The sequence below is a fragment of the uncultured Holdemanella sp. genome, from assembly GCF_934772795.1.
Taxonomy (GTDB): domain Bacteria; phylum Bacillota_I; class Bacilli_A; order Erysipelotrichales; family Erysipelotrichaceae; genus Holdemanella.
Genome location: NZ_CAKVMR010000028.1, coordinates 1 through 15,935, shown reverse-complemented (window position 1 = coordinate 15,935; position 15,935 = coordinate 1). Strand labels below are relative to the sequence as shown.

Annotated in this window: 17 protein-coding genes; 4 read left to right on the top strand and 13 right to left on the bottom strand. The window is 33.1% G+C overall.

All coding sequences use genetic code 11. From position 1 onward, the window contains the following. Positions 1 to 125 precede the first annotated feature (125 nt). Positions 126 to 860: a ChbG/HpnK family deacetylase gene (locus tag Q0F04_RS06525; RefSeq protein WP_295751500.1), complete on the bottom strand. Its 735-nt coding sequence runs from the start codon at positions 858 to 860 to the stop codon at positions 126 to 128. 120 nt (positions 861 to 980) lie between these two features. Between Q0F04_RS06525 and Q0F04_RS06520 the strand changes: the two genes are divergently transcribed. Then, the gene (locus tag Q0F04_RS06520) at positions 981 to 1,694 is read left to right on the top strand and encodes a DeoR/GlpR family DNA-binding transcription regulator (RefSeq protein ID WP_295751497.1); all 714 of its coding nucleotides are present in this window, start codon (positions 981 to 983) and stop codon (positions 1,692 to 1,694) included. Between the two features lie 37 nt (positions 1,695 to 1,731). On the opposite strand, the gene Q0F04_RS06515 is transcribed toward Q0F04_RS06520, so the two are convergent. The 7 genes from Q0F04_RS06515 to Q0F04_RS06485 form a co-directional block, all read right to left on the bottom strand. After that, positions 1,732 to 1,932 carry a hypothetical protein gene (locus Q0F04_RS06515; protein WP_295751494.1) on the bottom strand — a complete coding sequence of 67 codons (201 nt, stop codon included), beginning with the start codon at positions 1,930 to 1,932 and terminating at the stop codon, positions 1,732 to 1,734. Beyond that, on the bottom strand, positions 1,926 to 2,108 hold the full coding sequence (locus Q0F04_RS06510; RefSeq protein WP_295751491.1) for a hypothetical protein: 183 nt from the start codon (positions 2,106 to 2,108) through the stop codon (positions 1,926 to 1,928). Before Q0F04_RS06510 ends, Q0F04_RS06515 begins: the two co-directional genes overlap by 7 nt. An 87-nt stretch (positions 2,109 to 2,195) precedes the next feature. Then, positions 2,196 to 2,837: an MgtC/SapB family protein gene (locus Q0F04_RS06505; RefSeq protein WP_295751488.1), complete on the bottom strand. Its 642-nt coding sequence runs from the start codon at positions 2,835 to 2,837 to the stop codon at positions 2,196 to 2,198. Between the two features lie 249 nt (positions 2,838 to 3,086). Next, the gene (locus tag Q0F04_RS06500) at positions 3,087 to 3,413 is read right to left on the bottom strand and encodes a hypothetical protein (RefSeq protein ID WP_295751485.1); all 327 of its coding nucleotides are present in this window, start codon (positions 3,411 to 3,413) and stop codon (positions 3,087 to 3,089) included. Further along, the gene (locus Q0F04_RS06495) at positions 3,410 to 3,766 is read right to left on the bottom strand and encodes a YbaN family protein (protein WP_295751482.1); all 357 of its coding nucleotides are present in this window, start codon (positions 3,764 to 3,766) and stop codon (positions 3,410 to 3,412) included. Before Q0F04_RS06495 ends, Q0F04_RS06500 begins: the two co-directional genes overlap by 4 nt. Before the next feature lie 517 nt (positions 3,767 to 4,283). Next, the gene (gene rhuM / locus Q0F04_RS06490; RefSeq protein WP_295751480.1) at positions 4,284 to 5,039 is read right to left on the bottom strand and encodes a RhuM family protein; all 756 of its coding nucleotides are present in this window, start codon (positions 5,037 to 5,039) and stop codon (positions 4,284 to 4,286) included. Further along, a complete protein-coding gene (locus tag Q0F04_RS06485) occupies positions 5,003 to 5,269 on the bottom strand; it encodes a hypothetical protein (RefSeq protein ID WP_295751477.1) in 267 nt (88 codons plus the stop codon). The genes rhuM and Q0F04_RS06485 overlap by 37 nt, the downstream gene beginning before the upstream one ends. Positions 5,270 to 5,787: 518 nt before the next feature. On the opposite strand from Q0F04_RS06485, the gene Q0F04_RS06480 reads away from it, so the two are divergent. Beyond that, entirely contained in the window at positions 5,788 to 8,367 is a 2,580-nt protein-coding gene (locus tag Q0F04_RS06480; RefSeq protein ID WP_295751474.1) for a DEAD/DEAH box helicase, read from the top strand. A gap of 3 nt (positions 8,368 to 8,370) precedes the next feature. After that, positions 8,371 to 9,102, top strand: coding sequence for an SWIM zinc finger family protein (locus Q0F04_RS06475; RefSeq protein ID WP_295751470.1), 732 nt, complete (start codon positions 8,371 to 8,373; stop codon positions 9,100 to 9,102). A 387-nt stretch (positions 9,103 to 9,489) separates the two neighbouring features. Here Q0F04_RS06475 and Q0F04_RS06470 read toward each other — a convergent pair whose 3' ends face one another. The 4 genes from Q0F04_RS06470 to Q0F04_RS06455 all read right to left on the bottom strand — a co-directional run bounded on the left by Q0F04_RS06470 (position 9,490) and on the right by Q0F04_RS06455 (position 14,677). Then, positions 9,490 to 10,836 (bottom strand): AAA family ATPase, encoded by a 1,347-nt coding sequence (locus tag Q0F04_RS06470; protein WP_295751468.1) that lies wholly within the window; start codon positions 10,834 to 10,836, stop codon positions 9,490 to 9,492. 845 nt (positions 10,837 to 11,681) lie between these two features. Next, positions 11,682 to 12,323, bottom strand: coding sequence for a helix-turn-helix transcriptional regulator (locus tag Q0F04_RS06465; RefSeq protein WP_295751466.1), 642 nt, complete (start codon positions 12,321 to 12,323; stop codon positions 11,682 to 11,684). Positions 12,324 to 12,449: 126 nt separating this feature from the next. After that, the gene (locus Q0F04_RS06460; RefSeq protein WP_295751463.1) at positions 12,450 to 14,276 is read right to left on the bottom strand and encodes an AAA family ATPase; all 1,827 of its coding nucleotides are present in this window, start codon (positions 14,274 to 14,276) and stop codon (positions 12,450 to 12,452) included. A 74-nt stretch (positions 14,277 to 14,350) separates the two neighbouring features. Further along, on the bottom strand, positions 14,351 to 14,677 hold the full coding sequence (locus Q0F04_RS06455; protein WP_295751460.1) for a helix-turn-helix domain-containing protein: 327 nt from the start codon (positions 14,675 to 14,677) through the stop codon (positions 14,351 to 14,353). Between the two features lie 108 nt (positions 14,678 to 14,785). Here Q0F04_RS06455 and Q0F04_RS06450 point away from each other — a divergent pair, with 108 nt between their 5' ends. After that, positions 14,786 to 15,139, top strand: a complete 354-nt coding sequence (locus Q0F04_RS06450; RefSeq protein WP_295751457.1) for a cupin domain-containing protein — start codon at positions 14,786 to 14,788, stop codon at positions 15,137 to 15,139. A gap of 38 nt (positions 15,140 to 15,177) precedes the next feature. Here the strand turns inward: Q0F04_RS06450 and Q0F04_RS06445 are convergent, their stop codons facing one another. Next, complete coding sequence (locus tag Q0F04_RS06445; protein WP_295751456.1) at positions 15,178 to 15,840, bottom strand: hypothetical protein; 663 nt, start codon at positions 15,838 to 15,840, stop codon at positions 15,178 to 15,180. Positions 15,841 to 15,935 lie beyond the last annotated feature (95 nt).

Sequence of the window (15,935 nt, the reverse complement as noted above, 5' to 3'; positions counted from 1 at the left end):
TACCTTCGCTTTCTATACTTACAACCATAACAGTTTCATCTAATGCAAACATTCATTTACTTTATATACACAAATGTACGCATTAATGATTTCGAAAAAAAGTTACATGTTAAATGTGCCATAGTCTATACCTCATCATATGTATATAAATGAATATTATTTTCTTTTATATACGCTTTTAATTCTTCACTCGTTAAAAAATCTGTTTCTAATACTCTAGGTGTTGTAAGGCTAGAAACTGATAAAATATATTGATCTAAATAACCCGGATGACAAACCATCATATTAAATCCATCTTTTGCCTCATCTACCATCTTTTTAAATGAAGTCATTGGATCATAGTTAGGAAACATACTGTCCATATACATATGCATATCTTGGCCATTCACCTTTTCACATCCCATGATCAAAGTTTTTAAATTGTGTCGTTTTCCCACAATTTCAATTGCCCTATTTAAGTTTTCACTCATTACGGCATGCGCCTCAAAATAAGCCGGTTCTTTTCCAGTAATTTCTTTAAAACGATTATATTGTGCTTCCACTTCTAAAATAGCTTCATCTAAATTCACAAAATCTTCTTTTGAGCTGCGATACATCTTGCTCGTTTTAAACGTCCCATCTTCTTGCACTAAACTTGGAATACTTTCAGGATCACTAATAGGGTTTCCCACACATACATTTGTATGTTGGCCTAGACAAATATCATAATCTTTTACTAGTTCATAGCCATGAAGACTATCTGGCATATTGACCATAAAACCAATATTTCTAATAACACCATTTTTAACCGTTTCATAAATACCATAATTCACAGCTTTAGAAAATCCTAAGTCATCAGCTCTTACCATTATTTTTTTCATGTTCTACCTCTTATTATTTCTACTAATAATTAATGTCATTTAAATACAAAAACAATCAAATATCAATCGTTTTAAGAAAACAATCATTGTATTTGATCGTTTTACATTTATAATTGAATTATGGTAAAACAAGAAAGATGGAAAATCATAATTGATTTATGTACGAAAAACGAAAAAGTATATAGCGAAGATTTAAAAATCGCATGTAAAACTTCAATCGCGACAGTTCGAAGAGACCTTCAACAAATGGAAGATTTAAAGCTCGTACAACGATTTCACGGTGGCGTAATGTTGAATCCGGAAGCTAATGAACTTCCTATGCTCTATAGATCCAATGAACAAATTAGTGAAAAAACATGGATAGCTAAACAAGCAGCTCTTCAAATCAAAGATAATCAAACAATTTATTTAGATGCTGGAAGCAGTACTTATGAAATGATTCCTTTTATCCATAGTAAAAATATCACAGTTGTTACAATTGGAATTCCTCATTTATCTTTATTAATGGAGAATAGCATTCGAACAATCGTTTTACCTGGATTTGTCCGTAAAAGTACAGAAGCTATCACAGGCGCTCAAACACTGAATCAATTAGACAATTTCTATTTTGATTGTGCTTTTCTAGGTGTTAATGGAATTCATGAAAAAGCCCAAATCACCACAACAAATGAATGGGAAGCTGCGGTTAAAGAAAAGGTAATTCAACAATCAAACAAAGCATTTATTCTTGCGGATCAAACTAAGTTCAATAAAATCTGCCCAATAAAATATGCGAATTTAGAGGACGTTATTTGTATCAGCACGATCAAGCCATTCAAAATGAGATATCTATAAAAATAGAGGTTGTAACAACATTGCTACAACCTATTTATTATTCCTTTATGCCTATCTCTTTTTCAAACTCATCCATAATCTTCTTGATTTCAACCAACTCATGATTCACATCATCAAAATCATCCACCAATACCCTTACTTCTTCAGGATCCAGTACTACATCACTACAAGTATTATCAGCCTGTTTTAACTTAACTAATACTTGATCCAACAATTCATAATCCCTGTCACTTAACATAATACTTTATCATCCTCATCATCAAACATATCAGCCATCATAGCCATAAGATCCTCTTCATTCTTTAATATGATCTTTATCTCTGCACGATTCAACCTTACACTACTACCTGTAACCCTAGCACTTCTTAACTTATTATAAACCTTCTCTAAGAAATCAAAATTCTCATCTGTCATCAAAATAATACACCTCCATCCTATAGTTTGTTTATTACGCGAAATGATACATAAATGAAAAAGGGAGCAACATTGTCCCTTTATTAATTAAAGAATAGATATTTTTGTTACAGTATCAATCGACATCAAATCCTTAAACAATTCGTTTTTATGGTCAATCCACCTATTATTTGTATCAAAAGTCATTACATCTAGATTCCTATCAATTTTTATTTCATTGACCTCTATACCATACTTCTCAAATATTTTATATATTTCATCTTTGTTAGAAACAATATTAGTCTGAATCAATACATTAGGATGATCAATTTGATTAAAGAAAGGATAATGAAATATCTTTTGAAGAACAACTAGAAATAATGCTGCAAAAACACCAATAAAAATCAATCCAGAACCAATGCATGCAGCTATGCCAGAAGTAGTCCACATTCCAGCTGCTGTAGTAAGTCCTTGAATCAAATCATCTTTCACAAAGATTACGCCAGCACCAAGAAATCCAATTCCACTAACAATTTGTGCTGCCACTCTAGCTCCGTCAGCCGTCGACACATCAAAAAAAGCATATTTAGAGATAATCATAAACATTGAAGATCCTAATGCAATAATCGCATGTGTTCGAATGCCGGCCGATTTATTTCGACTCGTCCTTTCATACCCAATGACACAACCACATAAAGTAGCCAACACGATACGAAACATCCAATTTAAATATTCTTGTCCTGAATACAAAATATCATCCCCAAACTTGACATAATTAATTTGTTTTTATTAACTCGTTTTCTCTTTGGTAAGAACATACTCCTACCCCAAAATTTTGTCAAATCAAATTGAAAACACCTTAGAATTATAATACCATCCTAACTCAAACAAACTTTTCTCACTATATATAAAACATCAACAACTTCGCCATTTTCTGAATCATTCCTACCTTTTTTAAACACATTCACCATTACCTTAAATATATAAAAAGCCGTCACATTATGCAACGGCAAATCTTTTATGAAACTTATAAATATGAACAGCTAACAAACAAACTAACACAATCGATATAGTTCTATGAAGAATTAAAACAATTGGATACTCAACCAATATCAATCCTAGTATTCCAAGAATAAAGGATACTATGGTTAATACAATGACTAGAATATACTTATAATCCACTTTCTTTCTGTACAAGAAGACATGAATCAATGCTAATAATAAGAATAATGTAGAAGCTAACTTATGAATCTTAATCCCCGTAATTGGAACTAGAATTGTCACAATAAAACTAATAGCCAATAAATAATTCAAAACTCTTCTCATACAGTCTTCACTCCAAACATAAAATAAACCATGTGGAAAATCCATACAATCAATAAAACAACATTACCAACTACAATACCCCTTAATCCCATCATAACAAATCCAATGCTCATTAACAAAGATACTGAACACATAATACGAACCTTTGCCTGTTTGGTCATACCACTCTTAATATTGTTTTCCCTATATAACTTCGTATTCTTAAACCAACCATCCAATCTTTCACTCGATCTTGCAAAACAAAAAGCAGCCAACAACACAAAAGGAACCGTTGGAAGAATCGGCAATACCACACCAACTATTCCCAAAACAAGGGATACACATCCAATCATCATATATAGAATCTTTCTCATTATACCTCCAAGTTAGTAGTATCTAACTCATATCTCATAAAAGAAGTCATCTCCTTGTTAGAGATGACTAACTGTTAGTTATTCTACTGAATTTAAGACTGGTTGTCAACACAATTCGTTTCTTGCTTGAACCTTTTTACAACGTCAAAAGATAAATATACAAACAACTTGGTTGCGTTGCACTTTTTGCAACTCAACTATTTTCAACTAATTACTCCTTGCAAAACACCTTGTTTTGAATTTACACGTTAAGTTAACCAATGAAGATAATCATATCAAGATTATAGTATTTCACCATATGAGAGATAAGGATGTATTACATATTTTTCTTGTATCTCAAAATAATTGTGGTATATTAACTGTGTAAGTGGCGTACCTAGTACGCTAGAACTGGTCCACCTGAAATGGAGGGGCCTTTTTGTTTTAAAAGTGCAAAATCGATGGAACATCGGTCCATCGATTTTCAGTTATATTTTTTAAAATAATAGAAAAAAGTTGTTAAGTACTTTTTTTTAAACTAACTGTTTAAGAAATTCATGACAAGTTTGACCATTGTTTCCTTTTCTTCTGGCCTTGATTCTGCAATCATCAATGTAATTGCAACTAAAGCACTATCCGAAATAATTTGTTTCCCATCTATGATTAAATGTTGATTCTTATTTAAGAATTCAAGAAAAATAGAAGCACCAATACGTTTGCATCCATCCACAAAAGGATGATCTTTAATTAAGAAATAAAGTAGATTAGCTGCCTTTTCTTCAATACTCGTATATATTTCTCGACCAAAAACATTTTGATATACAGCTGCAATTATTCCATTTAATTTACCTAGTTCTTTTTCAACACCAAATACAGAAGAAAATCCACTATATCCCATTGAATCAATAAGAGTTCTACACTCTTCATAAGTCAATTGATATATTGAATCTTTACCTTCAGGCTTTGAAACACACCCACGATCATAATCATCAAGCAACGATAATGCATTTGAATAAGCCTCAACCACATTCAATACTTCTTTTTCTTCAATACCCAAAGTAGAAGCAAGCATTCTGGATTGAATCGTGATTGTTTTATTTAAAACATCTAAACGTTTTTGATTCACTGCACAACCTTTGATCATGTAATCTTTTAAAATGGAAGTTGCCCATCGTCTAAATGAAGTTGCTTTTTTAGAATTTACACGATATCCAACCGCAATAATCGCATCCAAATTATAAAAATCCATTTTACGAATTATTTTACGACTACCTTCCATTTGAACTTGTTCCATTTTGGAACAAGTTGCTTAACTCCAACAACACGCATTTTTTGCGTGTTGTTCTCTTTTTCAACTTCTTGATCTTTAAATGTGTTATTAATATGCTTACGAATTGTTTTTTCATCACGATCAAACAATAATGCCATTTGATTTGCAGATAACCACACAGTTTCATTATCTGATGATACAGTAACATCTAGTTGTAAATCACCATTTACGAATTTAATTATTTCGTTGTTCATGTGTACTCCAATCTTTCTTTATTAGTTAACAAACTCTAAATTATATGCAAAAACTACCACTATATCATTTGCATAACCATTCCTTTACCGGTATAATACAAATACAGAAAGACTACTAGATACAGTGGTCACTCTGAAATCATTCTAATGCTAAGGCACTAGTCAATTCCTTTGCGATTGGGCGGACTAGTGTCTTTTGCATTTTTCTATAATCATCAACGTAAGTCGTAGTATTTGAACTATGGCCATTAAAGTCATGGCAACGTCAATATAAAGATAAATGTACATATGACAACCTCCTACAATAATCGGAATCGAGCCGAGAACACAAGCTAAATTACTTTTAATTTCAGAGGTACCACCCTACTGTATCCAGTAGCCAATTCCTATTATAAAGGTCCAATGTGAAAACATTATTAAATCGCGTAATTTTCTAAAAATATTTTCCTCATCGACAATGCTGCTTTAAATATATGTGATAAAATAGAGAAAAGTAATAAGACAGAGGTTAAATAATCATGAAGAATTTAAATTTCATATTTACCAAAAACGGATTTCACATTGATGAAACAAAGGAAGAAAATACTTCCAAATGGGCTGAATCGTTCAAAAAATATAAATATTCTGCGCTCTATGAATTAGGGTTTGAAAACAATCTAAAGGGATTGACTCCAAGTGCATTTTATTTGTATCAACTATCTCAGAAATTCATTGAACTTCTAAGCAATCGACCTGAACTCGAAGTTGCTAGAGAAGATACTAAAGTAGAAGCATCCAATGAAGACTTAGAATATTTAATGTCCATCATTCCTTTTGCGATTGGTACAGAATTTATTGATGAAAAGTGGATTCAAAATATATTTCAACACTTAAATTCTCAATTTAGATGGGATATGAAATCATATAAGGGTACAGTTCAGATGTATCTTCAAGAAAAATCCCAAGATTTAAAAGCGGCTAAACGAATCTATTTTCACTTAGTCGAAAACGAAGAAGATCCAGACTTTCCATTTGCGTTTTTAGCTACGTATGCCACAAAAGATATAGAGAATCGTATTGTTCATATGCCACTAAAACATGCCTTAGTTGAATATAAAAATGATCAAGAACAATTATTGAATTTATTGTCATGTCTAAATGTAGTGGCTCAAAAGAATTCTTTGATTGCCCAATATATGGAAACTGGCGATTTATTTCACCCCATCAAATTAACGAGTAAAGAAGCCTATTCCTTATTAAAGAGTGTGCCTGACATTGAGGCTTGTGGCATTAAATGTAGAGTGCCTAACTGGTGGAAGAAAAAATATTCTTCTGTAAAAATCAATGTGAATATTGGAGACACCAAACCATCTATGTTTGGCTTTGACTCCATACTATCCTTACAACCATCACTAATTGTGAATGGACGTGCCCTAACTAAGAAAGAAATTAGTGAACTCTTAAAAATGGAAGAGGGACTTGCATGGCTTAAAGGTCAATGGGTAGAAATAAATCATAATAAGCTTCAACAACTTCTTGAACAAATGGAACAATATGATGGAACCATCACTTTAAAGGAAGCTTTGACAAAAACATATATGTCAAATGAAGAAGATATTGATGTCGATATGGGTATACAAATATCAAATGGAAAATGGTTAAGGGATATTTTAGGCAAATTAAAGAATCCTGCAAAAATCAAAAACAAAGCACAACCAAAATATTTAAACGCTACTCTTCGTCCTTATCAAAAGAGTGGATACAATTGGTTAAATCAAATGAATGATTTAGGTTTTGGTGCCTGTTTAGCCGACGACATGGGACTTGGTAAAACACTTCAAGTCATTTCCTTTTTAGAGAAGATGTATGAGAAAAATAAAGAGGCACATGTATTATTGATTGTTCCTGCATCCCTACTAGGAAACTGGTCAAAAGAAATTGATCGCTTTGCGCCTAAAATGACATATTATATCCTTCATGGAAAAAACAATATTCTACATGAAGACACATTCATAACGATTACTACGTATGGAATGGCATTACGCAATGAATTTTTACAAGAAAGAATATGGGACTGTTTGATTTTAGATGAGGCACAAGCCATTAAAAATCCGGCAACCAAACAAACCCGTGCCATTAAAAAGATTCCGAGCCATATGCGTATCGCAATGACAGGTACACCAATTGAAAATGATTTATCCAATTTATGGTCCCTATTTGACTTCTTAAATAAAGGATTGTTAGGTAGTGCATCCGACTTTAAGGAATACACAAAGAAAGTACAAGCCTATCCTGAATATATGACAAAATTAAAGATGTTGGTTTCTCCATTCATTTTAAGACGTTTAAAAACCGATAAAACAATCATTTCAGATTTACCAGACAAAATGGAAATCACAGAACACGTAGATTTATCCAAACGACAAGTTGTTTTGTATCGCAAAGAAGTTGATAAAGCTGAACAAGCAATATTAGATTCTACAGGACTTCAAAGAAGAGGCATCGTAATTGCGTTATTAACGAAATTGAAACAAATCTGTAATCACCCAGACCAATTTATTCATGATACCAACTACAATCCAAAAGACAGTGGTAAATATGCGATGTTGAAAGAGTTGTGTGAAACCATTTATGAGAAAAGAGAAAGAGTATTGGTGTTTACGCAATATAAAGAAATGTGCGAACCCCTATCCCAATACCTAGAATCTATTTTCCATAAGAAGGGATATATTATCCATGGTGGTATTCCTGCTAAAAAGCGTACGGAAATCGTTGAAAAATTCAATGATGAAAACACATACGTTCCATATATTGTATTATCTTTAAAAGCAGCTGGAACCGGATTAAACTTAACAGCTGCCAACCACGTCATTCACTTTGACCGCTGGTGGAATCCAGCCGTAGAAAACCAGGCGAGCGATCGAGCTTATCGTATTGGACAAACCAAAGAAGTCTTTGTACATAAACTCGTTTCAAATGGAACCATTGAAGAAAAAATTGATAAACTAATTGAGTCCAAACAAGAACTCGCAAATTCCATTCTTGCCTCTGGCCAAGAAAAATGGATTACTGAACTGGATACAAATGAACTAATGGACTTATTAAGATTGGACGTGTAGACTATGGCAAAATATTGGACAGCAAGCATGCAGTATTCGCAAATGAGCGTCGAAGAACTGCAAAGAAAAGCACAAGAAAGTGTTAAAAACGCAAAAAACAAAGGTAAAGAAATGCACCCCATCATTGTACAAGACAGACAAATCGCAAAAAGCTGGTGGGGCATGGCCTGGTGTAAAAACATTGAGCAATATGCCGATTATGCCAGTCGTATTGAACGAGGAAAAAGATATGTTCGTTCAGGTGCTGTTGTGGACTTACAAATTGTGAAGGGTAAAGTAAAAGCTCGTGTACAAGGCACAAGAAAAACACCCTACAAAGTGGAAATCAATATCAGTCCACTAAAAGAAGAAGTGTGTGAAGACATCATTGAAAAATGTAGTTCACAAATCCAAAACTTACAAGAACTTGTCAATGGACAATTCCCAGAAAGTTTAAAAGAAATATTCCTATCCGAAAGTGGACTCTTCCCAAGTCAAAGAGAAATCAGCTTCAACTGCAGCTGCCCCGACTGGGCTTTAATGTGCAAACACGTGGCTGCTGTACTCTATGGCATTGGAACCAAACTTGATGAAAACCCATTCCTATTCTTTGAACTTAGAGGAATCGATGTCAATAAACTTGTCGACGTAACCATTAAAGACCACGTGGACTCCCTACTAGAACATGCCAATATGCCACCAACAGATCGCGTAATGGATGATTCTTGTATTGAAACATTATTTGGATTAAAGTAAACAAGCACAAAATTAGAGGCAGTATGCTCAAAATATGAGTATACTGCCCTTTTTGACTAATTCATCTAATTCAAAATCATCACCAATCGCCCTGATTTTCACTGAATTTCATAGAATCAGAAAGACGAAATTGGAAAGTATAAATTGTATTGACACATATTACAAATTTGTTACAATTTAATTAATCGTAGCCTTCGCACCTCTTAACAATGTGGCCCAGAGGGCTCTTTTTTTTAGGAGAGTTTATGAATAATTTCAATGCACAGATTAAGCCAGTTTTAACATTCAATCAACTGTTTTTTACTGCGAAAACTGTAATCATTATCACGCACTTTTAGCTGCACCATTTTTGATTCCGCATGAACGGACATCAATTGAAAAATGGTTTCATAATCCCTCAATATCTAAATCTACAATTATCTGTTCAATCCGTTTTTCTTTTAAAAGATAGCTCATATAGATAGGAAGATATATTACTGTTCCATCCACCTCTACATTTCCGACTGAGAAAACGTATCCTTTCTCTATATGATAATCGGATACACTCATAAAATTATTCAAAGCCTTGTGTGATTTGTACGCTTTGCCTGATTTAACCTCGATTGGAACAACCTTACCACTCATTTCTATCACAAAATCAAGTTCTCCAAAATTCTTCTTTTTACAGAAATATGGTTCAAATCCATTGGCTATCAATTGCTGCGCTACAGCATTTTCAAAATGGGCTCCGTTGTTTACTTCTCCATTTTTATTAATCAACTCTATTTTTGTTTCTGCCGGATAGGCACTGGTAAGTAATCCTATATCACTTGAAAACAATCGGAATACATTACTGCTTTTGCTTGCTAAAAGAGGTATAACAGGTGCATCAACGTTATAAATCGGCAGTGCCACACCTGCATCCTTTAGCCACAAAAAGCTGTTTTCATATCTGCTAAACTTAAGTTCCTTATCCAGCATTGTAAAAACAAATTTTTTATTTTGTTTGTTTAATTCAGCAGGGATTATATCATATATTGATAGTAGCTTTAGTTTCTTGTCTTCAACCTCGTATTGTGAGAAATCCTCTTTATACAATGTTACTATATCCCGTTGTACCTTATCAACTTCCCTGATATCCTTTGTTTCAACATAAGTCTTCACCGCATCCGGCATTCCTCCAACAATTAGATATACAAAGAAAATCGACAATAGCTTTTGATGAACAAATTCATCCACCGGCGTACATGTCTCAAATTTTTCCTTTAGCATGTCCAATGTCACATTTGAAACATTATTTGCAATCATAAATTCTTCGAAATCCATTGGATACATTCTTATTACTGATAGATAACCAACAGGTACCGATGCGATTCCTTTAAGCTCTACACCTAATAGTGATCCACTCATTACATATTTGAAGCTGCCCTCATCTACAAGAAATTTAATCTTTGTAACGATTTCCGGACATTTCTGAATTTCATCAAAAAAAACAACTGTTTTATGTGGTTTACAATTTTCCGGCATTATCATTTTCAATTTAACCAAAAAATCTTCTGCACTCATTTCCGCATTTAAGTACTCAACCATTTCAGGATGATCAATAAAGTTTATCTCAAACTTAGTGTACTCACTCTTTTTAATTTCATCTCTTATGAGCCAGGTTTTCCCCGTCTGTCTGGCACCGGTTACCAATAACGCTTTATTCGATTTTTTTAACCAACCATCTATTGCCACAGAATCTTTTCTATACATATTATTATCCTCCAAATACAGAATATATCATTTGCCCCGTTTTTTCAATTAATTACCATGTTTTTTGCCCCGTTTTGCTAGTTTTATTTATTATATTTTGCCCCGTTTTTCTAATTACCTTAACTTTGCAGAATTCATATTCAATTATGTTCTTAACCCAAGTTTTTTAAAACCACAAAGTTTTAAAATAAGACCTTGTAAAACACGGCTAGGAGCAAGTACATTTTTTTCTTGTATCCCTTTTACACTGAGCTACATAAACGTAGACTCACTACTAGAACATGCCAATATGCCACCAACAGATCGCGTAATGGATGATTCTTGTATTGAAACATTGTTTGGATTAAAGTAATGCAATAAAGACACTAGTGAATTAGTTTCTTTTACTTTTTTTCTAATATAGTGTATATCTTTACGCTATTAGCTAATAGATTTGCATAAACACTTCTTTAACGCTATAATACAGATACAGAAAGACTACTGGATACAGTGGTCACTCTGAATTAATTTAGTGTAAAGACACTAGTAATCCATTGCTGAGGGTGAACTAGTGTCTTTTACATTTTTCTATGATAATTAATGTAATTCTTAGTATTTCTACTAGTGCCATTAAACACATGGCAACATCAATATATAGATATATATACATAGACATCTTCTCCTCTTACAAAAAAATTGAAGGATCTGCCGAGAACTCAAGCAGATTTCTTTTTTTAATTCAGAGGGTTCACCATTACTACATCCAATAGCCAATTCCCATTATAAATGTCCAATGTGAAAACATTGTGAATTCTACTATATTATTCAAAAAGGGATAGAACAACATTGAATTCTATCCCTACATATTATTTTTCAATCAAATCCTCTATCTTACAGCCAAATACTTTAGAAATACGATACAACTTATCTACACTCGCCTTATTAATATCTTTATTTCTTTGTTCATACAACTGAATTGAGCGAAGACTTACACCAGAAAGATTGGATAATTCTTGTTGTGTATAGCCATAATTAGTTCGAATACGCTTTAAGTTTGTTTCCACATAATACTCTTTCATTTTCAAATCCACAATATCTACAAACTTAGAAATATCCGCCTCATGAAGTGTATAATACATTCTTTTTAAATCTTCAAAACTTAAAACATGAAATATCTCTTTAAAACTTCTGTCTGAATACCATTGGTAATAGGCAACAACCCAACCAATCCAATACTCACATGAACGGCTATAATTTTCTTCAGGTTCAATATTCAACTCTTTTTGCATGGTCTCAAATACAATTTCATGTACAAGCTCAATACCACTTTTACCCGCCACACAAGCAGGCTCCCCATTTTCAATACGTTTACTAAATGAACTTACAATAAACATCTTCACAAAATCATCGCCTGAAATATGACATGTATTAATGGCATAATCAAAGGCATCTCCCAACATTGTTTGTGCATGTTTCAAATACATTTCAAAATACGAATGAATTCTCATCTTCAGCATCCTCCGTCATCACGCAACTAACTCTTGCTTTAATTATATACTAGAAAATGAATAATTCGTCTCACTAGCACTTTCAAAACACCAAAGCTTTAAGAAATTTCATACAAAACTTTTATTCTAAATTGTTTTAACACAAACTCTCTTTCCAGAAAACGCAATTCCAAACTTCAATATCTTTTTGATTCCCTCACTCTTCATTTCAGAATCATATTCCATACTATGAATCTGACTAATAGCTTCATCCGCCAAAAGTACTAATTCATTATCATCTAGATTTTTCTTCCACTTTAGTTCCATAATCATTCCAGGATGCTTATTATCTCTAGGCATTAGGCAAATGTCAAACCTACCTTTACCAGACTCTCTATTTGATTTGATTTTATATTGATTATCCATCATCGCCATCAACCCTAAAACCAAACCATGATAGAATGATTCACTAGCCGTATCATAGAAGCTAATTGCTTTATCCATATATTCTGCAATGGCTTTTTCTAGTTTTACATAATCATTTATGAACAAACTTTCCGCAATCTTATCAGCCGTCGTTCTTGAAACTGCACCAATCTGCATCAAATGTGCTAAAACCTCACTTTTATATACAGAAGCTATCTCTTTATTAGGTATAGATACCTGACATAAATAAGAACCATCTGCCTGCAATTCTTTAATTGTTGTTTTCAAATATCCAGCCACCAATAATAAACTAAATATATTAGATGATCCATATACACCATTTAGATCAATTCTTGCCAAAACTTTATCTCCAAGAATCAAAGAATACAGTTTTTCAGTTATATCCTCATCCGCCACTTTTAAAACATCTTCCAAAATCTCGTTCTTTCCAGTATTTACCCAATATGCCTGTGGAACACACCCCTTTGAAATATAGTTAATGACAGACCACGGATTATATATTTCTTCATTCCCAAATAAATATCCATCATACCATTCTTTAAGTTCACTCTCTTTTTCAGCAACTCCATAATAATCTAGCATTTTACTAACTTCTTCATCTGTGAATCCAAAGTAACAATCATACGCTTCATCCATTACTGAATTCACTGTTAGATTATTTAATCCACTGAAAATACATCCAGTTAAAATACCATAAGAAAGATTTTTATTATCTTTAAAGGCACCTGAAAAGAAATTTCTCGTAAACCCAATGATTTCATCATAAAAATCCTTAGAATAGCCCTCTTGAATTGGAGTATCATACTCATCAATAATAATGATTGGAGCTTTATCATAATGAGTCGCAAGCATTTTAGATAATTTTTCAAGCGATGAAGACAATTCCACTTCATTTTCCGTTGCACTTAATACTTTATTAAAATATTCCTTCTCATAATCCGATATTCTATCACTACTCAACAATTCCTGATGCCTTCCATACTCTTCTTGAAGAAGCGATTTAATTTTCTCTACAGTGGCCTGCCAAGAATCAAACTTTACATCTTTAAAAGTTAGGAAAATCATAGGATATTTACCTTGATGCGCTCGATAGCCTTCCCCACACTTCCAAATATCCTTATCTTTAAAATATTTAGACGTATCCTTATCTGTCTTTTCAAAATATACTCTAAGCATATCCATATTCAATGTTTTTCCAAATCTTCTTGGCCTAGTGAATAATGAAACCAATGACTTTTGATCTAAAAATTCCTTAATCAACATGGTTTTATCCACATAATAATAATCCGATTGAGCACGCACATAATCCGAAATACCAATAGGCAAAGGCTTTCTAGCTGTGGTCATCTCTCTTTTACTATATTCACCAGTTGAAATCCTACCATCTACTGGCTTTTGAGCATTATCTGGAATCTCCCAATTTTTTCCATTCTTAACAGCACCAGGAATTCGCCCCGATTTGCATAAACTCGAAACTGCACGAACACTAATATTCCAAATAGAAGCCATTTCTTTACAAGTTTTCATGTGAACACCACCAATCCTGCTACCATTAGTATAACCATTATACTTTTATACAAAAGAAAAGAGTAGAACACATCCTACTCTACAATCGTTTTATAATAGACGCCAAAATCAGAAAGTGCATCAATGATAGGTAGTAACTCCTTTCCAAGGTCCGTTAACCCATACTCTACCTTAGGTGGATTCTGTTTATAATCCTTACGATACACCAATCCATCCTCAATCATCTGTCTTAAACTGTCCGTTAATACTTTTTGTGAAATCCCATCCAAATCTCTTTGAAGCTCATTAAAACGCCAAGCTCGATTTCTTAGATTTCTAATAATTAATAATTTCCATTTTCCGCCAATCAACGCAACAGCCGTAGCCACCGGACATGCTGGCAATTCTTGTTTTGTCTTCATACCATTAATTTAACACACTCAAAATTAAATGTATAGGCACAAAAAGGTGCGTACTTGTTTTAATATGTGTTCGCCCATAAAATGAACACAGATATGGAGGAAAAATATATGTCAAATTACACAAAAACAACAATCAAAAAAGATGCAAGAATCGAATTACACGAAGCTTTATCTTTGACAGGAGCTGAAATCAGTATCAATGAACTACCTGCAGGAGCAAGCGTTCCCTTTGTTCATTCACACAAAAATAATGAGGAAGTATATGGAATTCTTTCTGGTAAAGGAAAAGTAATAATTGATGGAGAAGAAATCGCATTAAACGAAGGAGATTGGTTAAAGATTGCTCCTAGCGCAAAACGCCAATTCTTTGCGGCAAACGATTCTTCAATCCAATTCATTTGTATTCAAACTAAAGAAAATTCTCTTGAATCCTTTACAGCCGATGATGCAGTAATTTATTAGGCAAAAGAAAAGATGGAGCAATCCATCTTTTTTACGTTTTAGAATAATAATTGTAATCCCATTACAATGACCCACATATAAGCACAAGTCTTAGGAATCATCAATAAACCAATCTTTGGTTTTGTCTTAGACCACAATGTAACTGGGATATAACAACCAAATGAAATGATGATGGCTGCAACCATACGATTCATATGTAGATCGTACATATTTCCTGAAATCGCATAAAGAAGAATCACACCAATTCCAGTCAGGGCAAATACGGCATTACGAATTACAGACAACTTCCTATTTCCTTCTTCACTCGTCCAGTTATTCTGTGGTAAGAAACATACTACAATACGAATAATAGCTGAAATCCAAATCATAGCCTCCACCCAAACTGGTGCAGTCAATGTTGGGAAAGTTAATTTCCAGATAAACAATAAGATAATATAGAACACTGTCATTGTGATTGAAGATACCTGCAATCCAATTCCAAGCTGTCTTTTAATTTTATCATTCGTTCCATATACAGCTCTTTTAATACGAGGAACCAAGTGGAATGCGTCTCCACCACACAAAGTTAACGTTAATACGCCATATAAAATAAATAATGGATTTCCTTTCGAATATACAAAGAATAAAATTCCGGCAATTAAGTCAAAAATCAAGTAACAAGCATCAAAAATTGCTTCCATCAAATCAGGCATTCTTTTCATTTGAAATCATCCTTCCCATTATGTAAAGCTTTACATAATGGAAATAATGTAAAGTTGAGAATAATGTAAAGTAAAGCTTATAAGCCTTATAAATA

Coding starts and splice junctions, on each gene's coding strand:
- Q0F04_RS06525 (WP_295751500.1), bottom strand. CDS start 860: ATGAAAAAAATAATGGTAAGAGCTGATGACTTAGGATTTTCTAAAGCT.
- Q0F04_RS06520 (WP_295751497.1), top strand. CDS start 981: ATGGTAAAACAAGAAAGATGGAAAATCATAATTGATTTATGTACGAAA.
- Q0F04_RS06515 (WP_295751494.1), bottom strand. CDS start 1,932: ATGTTAAGTGACAGGGATTATGAATTGTTGGATCAAGTATTAGTTAAG.
- Q0F04_RS06510 (WP_295751491.1), bottom strand. CDS start 2,108: ATGACAGATGAGAATTTTGATTTCTTAGAGAAGGTTTATAATAAGTTA.
- Q0F04_RS06500 (WP_295751485.1), bottom strand. CDS start 3,413: ATGAGAAGAGTTTTGAATTATTTATTGGCTATTAGTTTTATTGTGACA.
- Q0F04_RS06495 (WP_295751482.1), bottom strand. CDS start 3,766: ATGAGAAAGATTCTATATATGATGATTGGATGTGTATCCCTTGTTTTG.
- rhuM (WP_295751480.1), bottom strand. CDS start 5,039: ATGGAACAAGTTCAAATGGAAGGTAGTCGTAAAATAATTCGTAAAATG.
- Q0F04_RS06485 (WP_295751477.1), bottom strand. CDS start 5,269: ATGAACAACGAAATAATTAAATTCGTAAATGGTGATTTACAACTAGAT.
- Q0F04_RS06480 (WP_295751474.1), top strand. CDS start 5,788: ATGAAGAATTTAAATTTCATATTTACCAAAAACGGATTTCACATTGAT.
- Q0F04_RS06475 (WP_295751470.1), top strand. CDS start 8,371: ATGGCAAAATATTGGACAGCAAGCATGCAGTATTCGCAAATGAGCGTC.
- Q0F04_RS06470 (WP_295751468.1), bottom strand. CDS start 10,836: ATGTATAGAAAAGATTCTGTGGCAATAGATGGTTGGTTAAAAAAATCG.
- Q0F04_RS06465 (WP_295751466.1), bottom strand. CDS start 12,323: ATGAGAATTCATTCGTATTTTGAAATGTATTTGAAACATGCACAAACA.
- Q0F04_RS06460 (WP_295751463.1), bottom strand. CDS start 14,276: ATGAAAACTTGTAAAGAAATGGCTTCTATTTGGAATATTAGTGTTCGT.
- Q0F04_RS06455 (WP_295751460.1), bottom strand. CDS start 14,677: ATGAAGACAAAACAAGAATTGCCAGCATGTCCGGTGGCTACGGCTGTT.
- Q0F04_RS06450 (WP_295751457.1), top strand. CDS start 14,786: ATGTCAAATTACACAAAAACAACAATCAAAAAAGATGCAAGAATCGAA.
- Q0F04_RS06445 (WP_295751456.1), bottom strand. CDS start 15,840: ATGAAAAGAATGCCTGATTTGATGGAAGCAATTTTTGATGCTTGTTAC.